Origin of the sequence: Clavibacter sp. MX14-G9D, assembly GCF_032917815.1 — a bacterium.
GTDB classification, from domain to species: Bacteria; Actinomycetota; Actinomycetes; order Actinomycetales; family Microbacteriaceae; genus Clavibacter; species Clavibacter michiganensis_K.
The window spans coordinates 1-8,417 of record NZ_JAVCVL010000122.1; the positions used below are offsets into that span (position 1 = coordinate 1).

The following is an 8,417-nucleotide window of genomic DNA, read 5'->3' on the forward strand; positions in this document are numbered from 1 at the left end:
GGGCTCCGTCGGCGACGCCGGGGCGTCGTCGAGCCGGCCGGGCGACGCGGTGCGGCCGCCGGGCAGGAGCTCGCGGACCGCGGCGTCGGCGAGGGCCACCGGGTCGTCGGCGATGTCGAGCGTGACGCCGCGCTCGTCGTCGCCGAGCGGCTCCAGCGTGCGCAGCTGCGAGGCGAGGAGGCTCCCCGGCATGAAGTGGCCCGCCCGGTGCCCGAGGCGCTCGGCCAGGAGGTCGTGGTCGCCCGCGAGGTGCACGAAGGCGACGTCGGGCGCGGCGGCGCGGAGGACGTCGCGGTAGGAGCGCTTCAGGGCGCTGCAGGCGACGACCGGGCCGCCCTCGGGCCGGTCGGCGAGCACGCGCCCGACGGCCTCGAGCCAGGGGCGCCGGTCGTCGTCGTCGAGGGCGTGGCCCTCGGCCATCTTCCGGCGGGCGGCGTCGGTGTGGAGGTCGTCCCCGTCGACGAAGGGGACGCCCGCGTCCTGGGCGAGGAGGTCGCCCACCGTCGACTTCCCGGATCCGGAGACCCCCATCACGATCACGGGCGGGAACGGGCGGACGGCGTCGATGCGGATCACTCCCTGCGGTTCGGTGAGGAACTCGTGCGGCGCGACCCTCGCGGTGCGCCCGTCCATCCTACGAGACGCTCCCCGAGACCTCGCTGACGCCCGGGGACCCGGGCGTACCCTGAGCACGACTGTCGACAAGGAGGCATCAGATGTCAGATGACCAGAAGGCCACGGCGAACATCGGGGTGGTGGGGCTCGCGGTGATGGGGTCGAACCTCGCCCGCAACCTCGCCAGCCGCGAGGGCAACACGGTCGCGGTGTACAACCGCACCACCGAGAAGACCACGCACCTCATCGAGGAGCACCCCGAGGCCGGCTTCGTCGCCGCCACCACCGTGGAGGAGTTCGCCGCGTCGCTGCAGCGCCCCCGCACGGCGATCATCATGGTCAAGGCCGGTCGCGGCACGGACGCCGTCATCGAGCAGCTGACCGCGGCGTTCGAGGAGGGCGACATCATCGTGGACGGCGGCAACGCCCTGTTCACCGACACCATCCGCCGCGAGAAGGAGGTCCGCGCCAAGGGCCTCCACTTCGTCGGCGCCGGCATCTCCGGCGGCGAGGAGGGCGCCCTCAAGGGCCCGAGCATCATGCCCGGAGGGACCGCCGAGGCGTACGAGACGCTCGGCCCCATCCTCGAGTCCATCGCCGCGGTCGCCGAGGGCGAGCCCTGCGTGACCCACGTCGGCACCGACGGCGCCGGCCACTTCGTGAAGATGATCCACAACGGCATCGAGTACGCCGACATGCAGCTCATCGCCGAGTCGTTCGACCTGCTCCGCCGCGTCGGCGGCCACGAGCCCGACGCCATCGCCGACGTCTTCGAGGAGTGGAACGGCGGCGACCTCGAGTCGTACCTCATCGAGATCACCGCGGAGGTGCTGCGGCAGGAGGACGCGTCGACCGGGAAGCCCCTCGTCGACGTGATCGTCGACCAGGCCGGCTCCAAGGGCACCGGCGTCTGGACCGTGCAGAACGCGGTGGGCCTCGGCGTGCCCGTGGGCGGCATCGCGGAGGCCGTGTTCGCCCGCGCCGTCTCCTCGAAGCCCGAGCAGCGGAAGGCCGTGCAGGCCACGATCACGAGCCGTCCGGAGATCCAGCCCGGCGGGGACACCTTCGAGGACGACGTGCGCGCCGCGCTCTACGCCAGCAAGGTCGTCGCGTACGCGCAGGGCTTCGACGCGATCATCGCGGGCGCGGAGGAGTACGGCTGGGACATCGACAAGGGCAAGGTCGCGGAGATCTGGCGCGGCGGGTGCATCATCCGCGCCCAGTTCCTGAACCGCATCGTCGAGGCGTACGAGAAGGACTCGGGTCTCGCCACGCTGCTGGAGGACCCGTACTTCGCGAAGGCCGTCGCCGACGGCGAGCAGGCCTGGCGCCGCGTCGTCTCGGTCGCCGCGCTGTCCGGCATCCCGGTGCCCGGCTTCGCGTCGGCGCTCAGCTACTACGACTCGCTCGCCTCCGAGCGCCTGCCCGCCGCCCTGGTGCAGGGCCAGCGCGACTTCTTCGGCGCCCACACGTACCACCGCGTCGACAAGGAGGGCACCTTCCACACGCTGTGGTCCGGCGACCGCTCCGAGATCGAGGCCGAGGACACGCACTAGCCGTCCGCGCCCCGACGACGCCCCGCCGCCCCTCGTGGGCGGCGGGGCGTCTGTCAGACTGGGGCGGATGGACGACGACGAGCACCCCGAGCTCGCGGGCTACGAGCCGCACCGCCCCCGGAGCCTGCGCAGCAAGCGCACGCTCCTCGTGATGCGGGTCGTCGTCGTCGTCGGGATCGTCAGCCTGCTGCTGCCCGGCGTCGTCACCATGGTGCGCGTCGGCGCGAACACGGCCGACATGGCGTGCGCCGACTTCGTGCGCTTCGAGCGCCCCGACTCCCCGTCCTACGAGGTGCGCTTCCAGCTCTTCGGCCCCGGCGTCGTGGGCTACGAGTGCTACACGCGGTACGCCTTCGGCGGCGACGAGCACATCGTCTCGCTGGGCCTCATCCCCTCGGGGCGCGCCGCGCGCGAGGTCGTCGAGCGGAACTCCCGGGACTGACCCGCGGGAGCCGCCTCCCGCACGGGGAGGCGGCGGGCGTGCACCGGGTCAGGCCGCGCCGTCGAACATGCTCGTGACGGATCCGTCGTCGAAGACCTCGTGGATCGCGCGGGCCAGCAGCGGCGCGATGGGCAGCACCGTGAGCTTGTCCCAGCGCTTCCCCTCCGGGATCGGCAGCGTGTCCGTGACGACGACCGAGTCGATGTGCGGGCTGTCGAGGATCTGCGTGGCCGGGTCCGAGAAGACGGCGTGCGTCGCCGCCACCACGACGCCCGTGGCGCCGTTCCTCTTGAGCGCCTCGGCGGCCGAGACGATGGTGCGCCCCGTGTCGATGAGGTCGTCCACCAGCAGGCAGACGCGACCCGAGACCTCGCCCACGATCTCGTGCACGGTGACCTGGTTGTGCACCTTCGGGTCGCGGCGCTTGTGGATGATGGCGAGGGGGGCGCCGAGCTTGTCGCTCCAGATGTCGGCGACGCGGACGCGGCCCATGTCGGGCGAGACGACCGTGAGGGTCTTCGAGTCGAGGACGCTGCGCATGTGCTCGAGGAGCACGGGCATGGCGAAGAGGTGGTCGACGGGACCGTCGAAGAAGCCCTGGATCTGGGCGGCGTGCAGGTCGACCGACATGATCCGGTCGGCGCCGGCGGCCTTGAAGAGGTCGGCCACCAGGCGGGCGGAGATCGGCTCGCGGCCGCGGCCCTTCTTGTCCTGGCGCGCGTAGGGGTAGAACGGGGCCACCACAGTGATGCGCTTCGCGGAGGCGCGCTTGAGCGCGTCGACCATGATGAGCTGCTCCATGAGCCACTCGTTGATGGGCGCCGTGTGCGCCTGGATGACGAAGGCGTCGCTGCCGCGGACGCTCTCGTCGTAGCGGATGTAGAGCTCGCCGTTGGCGAAGGTCCGCGCGTCGGTGTGCACGAGGGTGGTCTCGAGCTCCTCCGCGATCTGCTCGGCGAGCTCGGGGTGCGCGCGCCCCGTGACGAGCACGAGCCGCTTCTCTCCGGCGGTCTTGATTGCGGACACGGGACTCCGTCTCGTCAGTGCTGCTCGGTGGTCTGGGCGTCGGACGAGTCGTCCCTCGCGCCGTCGGCGGCCTCGACGGCGGCCCGGGCCTCGGGGGTGCCCGGTCGCTTGGCCTCGGTCCAGCCGACCATGTTGCGTTGCGGCGCCACCGAGATGCCGAGTGCGCCGGGCGGGACGTCCTTGCGGATGACGGCACCGGCACCCGTGTAGGAGCCGGTACCGATCCTAACGGGTGCGACGAAGACGTTCCGCGAGCCCACGTGCACGTGGTCGCCGACCTCCGTGCGGTGCTTGGCGACGCCGTCGTAGTTCGCGAAGATCGCGCCGGCGCCGATGTTGGTGTGCTCGCCGATGGTCGCGTCGCCCACGTAGCTGAGGTGCGGGACCTTGCTGGACGCGCCGATCTCCACGTTCTTGGTCTCGACGTAGGCGCCGATCTTGCCGTCGTCGCCGAGGCGCGTGCCCGGGCGGAGGAACGAGAACGGGCCGACCTTCGCGCGGGCGCCGATGACGGCGAGCTCCGCGTCGGTGCGGCGGACCTCGGCGTCCTCGCCGACCTCCGTGTCGCGGAGGGTCGTGTCGGGGCCGACCGTGGCCCCCGCGGCCACCGTGCTGGCGCCGAGGATCTGCGTGCCCGGGAGGACGGTCACGTCGGCGGCGAGCGTGGCCTTCACGTCGATCCAGGTGGTGCGCGGGTCCTGGACGGTCACGCCCGCGAGCTGCCAGCGCCGGATGATGCGCGCGTTCAGCTCCGTCGCGGCCGCCGTGAGCTGCACCCGGTCGTTGATGCCGGCGACCAGCCAGCTGTCGCGCACGGGGAGCGCCTCGATGGCGCCGCCCGCGCGGCGGATGACGTCGGCCGCGTCGGTGAGGTACTTCTCCCGCTGCGCGTTCTCGGTGCCGATGGCGCCCAGGGTCCGCCGCAGCGCCTCCGCGTCGAAGACGTAGACGCCCGCGTTGACCTCGTCGATGCGGAGCTGGTCGCCCGTGGCGTCCTTCTGCTCGACGATGGCCTGGAACCCGCCGTCCTCGCCGCGGATGATGCGCCCGTTGCCGGTGGGGTCGGCGAGGCGGGCGGTGAGCAGGGTCAGGTCGTTGCGGGCCTGGCGGTGCGCGGACACGAGCGAGCGGAGGGTCGCCGCGTCGAGCAGCGGCACGTCGCCGGACAGCACGACGACCTGGCCCGTGAACCCGTCGGGCAGGGCGGTGATGCCCACCTCCACCGCGCGGCCGGTGCCCGGGATCTCGTCCTGGTCGACCACGAGGGCGTCGGGCGAGAGGGCGCGGACGACCTCGACGACCTGGTCGCGCTCGTGGCGGACGACGGTGACGACGTGGCGGGCGCCCAGCTCCTCCGCGGTCGCGAGCACGTGGCCGACGAGCGGCAGCCCGGCGAGCGCGTGCAGCACCTTGGGGAGGCGCGAGCGCATGCGCGTGCCCTGGCCGGCGGCGAGGATCACGACGGCGATCGAGGGGCTGCGCGGCTCGCCGTCGACGTCGAGCTCGCCCGTGACGATGGGGATCTCGCGGGTCCTCGGCGTGCTGTCTGAGTCGGTCATGACGATCTCCCTGCGTCTCGCGTTCCGTCGTCCGGCGCGGCCGGCGGGCGTCGCTCCGCCCCCAGGATTCGAACCTGGACCTCACAGCTCCAAAGGCTGAAGTGCTGCCGTTACACCAAGGCGGACCGCTCCACGGCCCGGCCGTGCGCAGGTCGAGTCTGCCAGACCGCGGTGCGCCGGTCGGCCGGGCGCTCGACTCCGCCCCTGGGGCGGGGCCCACCGTGAGGGCATGTCCTCCCCGCCCCCCACGAACCTCCCCGCCGGTCGGTTCCGATCCCCGACCGGCCTCTCCGACACGGCCCTCCGCCTGTACGCGGAGCGCGCGGTGCTCACCCCGGCGGCCGTCGATCCGGCCACCGGGTACCGCTCCTGCTCCCCCGACCAGCTCGTCGACGGCATCACGCTGGACCTCCTGCGACGCGCGCGCATCCCGCTCGACGACCTCCGACCCGGCGATCGCCTCCGGTTCGAGGAGCATCGGGGCAGGATCGCGATGCGCCGGGCCGTGGAGGACCTCCACGTGGCCCTCGCCGAGCGCGTGGCGACCGGCGACCCCGCCGGTCTCGTCGTCGAAGTCCGCCCCGCGGGCCCCGCGGACCGGGTCGCGTGCGACGTCCCCTTCGGCGTCTCCGCGGATCCCGAGGACCTGGAGGAGACCTTCGCGGGGCTGGCCGTGGACCTGCCCCGGCTCGACCGCGCCCTCGTCGAGGCCCTGCGCGCCGCGGGGATCGAGCCGCTGCCCGAGTCGTGGACGGCGTCGGTCCCGGGCGCGACTCCCGGGCTGCGCCTCGCGCACCGGGTCCCCGGGCCCGTGTCGGCGGATGCCCTCCGCCCCGTGGTCGACGCCGTCGCGCCGCGCTCTCCTGCCTCGCCACCCTCGCGTTCGCCCGGCGCATCGCCGAGGGCCGGTCCGAGGCGCTCGGCGACGCGGCCCGTCGCCGGGTGCGCTCGGCGTCCCTGTTCGACGCGGCCGGCGTCGCCGCGGACGTCCACGACCTCGTCCCCGCGGGGTCGCGGGCGCCGGAGGCCGAGGAGGAGCCGGACTCCCAGGTGGGTCCGGGAAGCCGGGGCGGACCGGCATGATGGGGGCATGCCCAGCCGCGACGAGGTCGACCGCATCGTCGACGCGTGGCGGGGCGAGCGGCCCGACCTCGACTTCTCCCCCCTCGAGGTGCTGTCGCGCGTCGGACGGCTGTCGCGGCTGCTGGAGCGCGCCCGGCGCTCGGCGTTCCAGGAGTCGGAGCTCGAGTCGTGGGAGTTCGACGTGCTGTCGGCGCTCCGGCGCGCGGGCGACCCCTACCAGCTGAGCCCCAAGGCCCTCCTCCAGCAGACGCTCGTCTCCTCGGGCACCATGACCAACCGCATCGACCGGCTCGTCGCCCGCGGGCTCGTGGAGCGCCGGACGGACCCGCACGACGGGCGCGGGATCCTCGTGGTCATGTCCGACGCCGGGCGCAGGCGCGTGGACACGGCCATCACGCGGCTGGTCGCCGAGGAGGCCGACCTGCTGGAGACGATGCCCGCCGCCGATCGCGACACGCTGGCGGGGCTCCTCCGCCAGCTGATCCTCGACCTGGACGACGACGGGGCCTGATCCGACCGGCCGTCGGCGGCGTCGCTCAGGCGTGCGCGACGCAGCGGCGCGCGGCCGGACGGATCTCGAGCCGGCCGGCCGGGATCCGCTCCCCGCAGACCTCGCAGCGGCCGTAGGTGCCGGCGTCGAGTCGTGCGACGGCCGCGTCGACGTCGTCCAGGCGGGCGCGCGCCTCGTGGATCATCGCGTCGGACTGCGAGCGCTCGAAGGCGAGGGTCGCTCCCTCCGGGTCGTGCTCGTCGTCGGAGTTGGCGTCCTGGCGCGCCTCGACGATGGCCGCCACGTCGCGGTCGAGCCCGCGGATGAGCGCGAGCGTGTCGGCCCGCAGGGCGGCCAGGGACGCACGCGGGTCGAGGGGCGCGGCGTCGGCCGGGGCCGCCTCGATCGGCGCGGCGTCGTCCCGCGCGGCGTCGTCGGGGTCGGGGTCTGCGGGCACGGAACCGGGCTACGCGGCGACGAGCGCGTGCGCGTCGGCGAGCAGCTCCACCGAGCGGAGGCGCTCCGGCGTCCGCTGCGAGGCATGCCCGACGATGACTTCGTCGACGCCCGCGCGCTCCGCGAAGCGGTTCGCGTAGTCGGAGACCTCGGCCCCCGTGCCGATGCCCGTGTACGTCATCATGCTGGCCACGTGCGCGCCGACGGGCGCCTCGAGGAGCCGGTCGAGCTCGTCGTCGGTGAAGGTCTGGTCGGCCGGGATCTGCCCGCTCTGCCGGAGCAGCATCATGAGCCGCGCCCGGCGGACGTCCTGGAACTGGCGCTCGGCGTCGGCGCGGTCGTCGGCGGCGATGGCGTTGATGCCGGCGATGGCGTACGGCTCCTGGAGCTGCTCGGAGGGGCGGAAGTCGCGGCGGTAGATCCGCACGGCCTCGAGCAGGGCGTCGGGCGCGAAGTGCGAGGCGAACGCGTACGGCAGGCCGAGGGCCGCCGCGAGCTGGGCGCCGAAGAGCGAGGACCCGAGGATGTAGAGGGGCACGCGGGTGCCCGCGCCGGGGGTCGCGGAGACCCCGGGGACCTGGCTCTCGCCGGCGAGGAAGCCCTGCAGCTCGACGACGTCCTCGGGGAACCGGTCGGACGACGCGGGGTCGCGGCGGAGCGCCCGGAAGGTGGCCTGGTCGCTGCCGGGGGCGCGGCCGAGGCCGAGGTCGATGCGGCCCGGGTGCAGCGTCTCGAGCGTGCCGAACTGCTCGGCGATGGTGAGCGGCGAGTGGTTGGGGAGCATCACGCCGCCGGAGCCGAGGCGGATCGTCGACGTCCGGCTGGCGACGTGGGCGATCAGGACGCTCGTGGCGCTCGACGCGATGGACGCCATGTTGTGGTGCTCCGCGTACCAGACCCGGCGGTAGCCGCTGCGCTCGGCCTGCTGGGCGAGCGCCACGGAGGCGGCGAAGCTGTCGCGGGCGGTCTCCCCGGGGGCGATGGGAGCGAGGTCGAGGATGGAGAGCGGGACGGTCATGCCGGGGTCAACAGCGGGAGGGCCCCGGGTGTTCCGAGCCGGGGGAGCGCGCGGCGTCCCGGGCGCGGCGCCGCCCTCATCGCGTGGGGGCGGAGGTGCCGACCGGGGAGGCGGGCGCGAGCGCCTCGGGCAGGTCGGATGCCGCCGGGACCGCGGGGCGGCGGTCGACGGC

At 74.1% G+C, this 8,417-nt stretch carries 8 protein-coding genes and 1 tRNA gene; 3 read left to right on the forward strand and 6 right to left on the reverse strand.

Annotated elements, in window-relative coordinates; translation table 11 throughout:
- Nucleotides 1–633, reverse strand: a 633-nt coding sequence (locus tag Q6969_RS10400; protein ID WP_317230378.1) for a gluconokinase, incomplete at its 3' end; no start/stop codon positions are given.
- A gap of 83 nt (nucleotides 634–716) precedes the next feature.
- On the opposite strand from Q6969_RS10400, the gene gndA reads away from it, so the two are divergent.
- Together gndA and Q6969_RS10410 are read left to right on the forward strand one after the other, a co-directional pair.
- Nucleotides 717–2,171 (forward strand): NADP-dependent phosphogluconate dehydrogenase, encoded by a 1,455-nt coding sequence (gene gndA / locus Q6969_RS10405; protein WP_317230379.1) that lies wholly within the window; start codon nucleotides 717–719, stop codon nucleotides 2,169–2,171.
- Between the two features lie 67 nt (nucleotides 2,172–2,238).
- A complete protein-coding gene (locus Q6969_RS10410; RefSeq protein ID WP_317230380.1) occupies nucleotides 2,239–2,613 on the forward strand; it encodes a hypothetical protein in 375 nt (124 codons plus the stop codon).
- Between the two features lie 48 nt (nucleotides 2,614–2,661).
- Here the strand turns inward: Q6969_RS10410 and Q6969_RS10415 are convergent, their stop codons facing one another.
- The 3 genes from Q6969_RS10415 to Q6969_RS10425 form a co-directional block, all read right to left on the reverse strand.
- Nucleotides 2,662–3,639 carry a ribose-phosphate diphosphokinase gene (locus Q6969_RS10415; protein WP_317230381.1) on the reverse strand — a complete coding sequence of 326 codons (978 nt, stop codon included), beginning with the start codon at nucleotides 3,637–3,639 and terminating at the stop codon, nucleotides 2,662–2,664.
- A 14-nt stretch (nucleotides 3,640–3,653) separates the two neighbouring features.
- Nucleotides 3,654–5,198 carry a bifunctional UDP-N-acetylglucosamine diphosphorylase/glucosamine-1-phosphate N-acetyltransferase GlmU gene (gene glmU, locus Q6969_RS10420; RefSeq protein WP_317230382.1) on the reverse strand — a complete coding sequence of 515 codons (1,545 nt, stop codon included), beginning with the start codon at nucleotides 5,196–5,198 and terminating at the stop codon, nucleotides 3,654–3,656.
- A gap of 53 nt (nucleotides 5,199–5,251) precedes the next feature.
- Nucleotides 5,252–5,323: transfer RNA gene (locus tag Q6969_RS10425), tRNA-Gln, on the reverse strand.
- Between the two features lie 965 nt (nucleotides 5,324–6,288).
- Between Q6969_RS10425 and Q6969_RS10430 the strand changes: the two genes are divergently transcribed.
- Nucleotides 6,289–6,792 (forward strand): MarR family winged helix-turn-helix transcriptional regulator, encoded by a 504-nt coding sequence (locus Q6969_RS10430; RefSeq protein ID WP_317230383.1) that lies wholly within the window; start codon nucleotides 6,289–6,291, stop codon nucleotides 6,790–6,792.
- 25 nt (nucleotides 6,793–6,817) lie between these two features.
- Here the strand turns inward: Q6969_RS10430 and Q6969_RS10435 are convergent, their stop codons facing one another.
- Together Q6969_RS10435 and Q6969_RS10440 are read right to left on the reverse strand one after the other, a co-directional pair.
- Nucleotides 6,818–7,228: a TraR/DksA family transcriptional regulator gene (locus tag Q6969_RS10435; protein ID WP_396335536.1), complete on the reverse strand. Its 411-nt coding sequence runs from the start codon at nucleotides 7,226–7,228 to the stop codon at nucleotides 6,818–6,820.
- A gap of 9 nt (nucleotides 7,229–7,237) precedes the next feature.
- On the reverse strand, nucleotides 7,238–8,245 hold the full coding sequence (locus tag Q6969_RS10440) for an LLM class flavin-dependent oxidoreductase (RefSeq protein ID WP_317230384.1): 1,008 nt from the start codon (nucleotides 8,243–8,245) through the stop codon (nucleotides 7,238–7,240).
- Nucleotides 8,246–8,417: the final 172 nt, after the last annotated feature.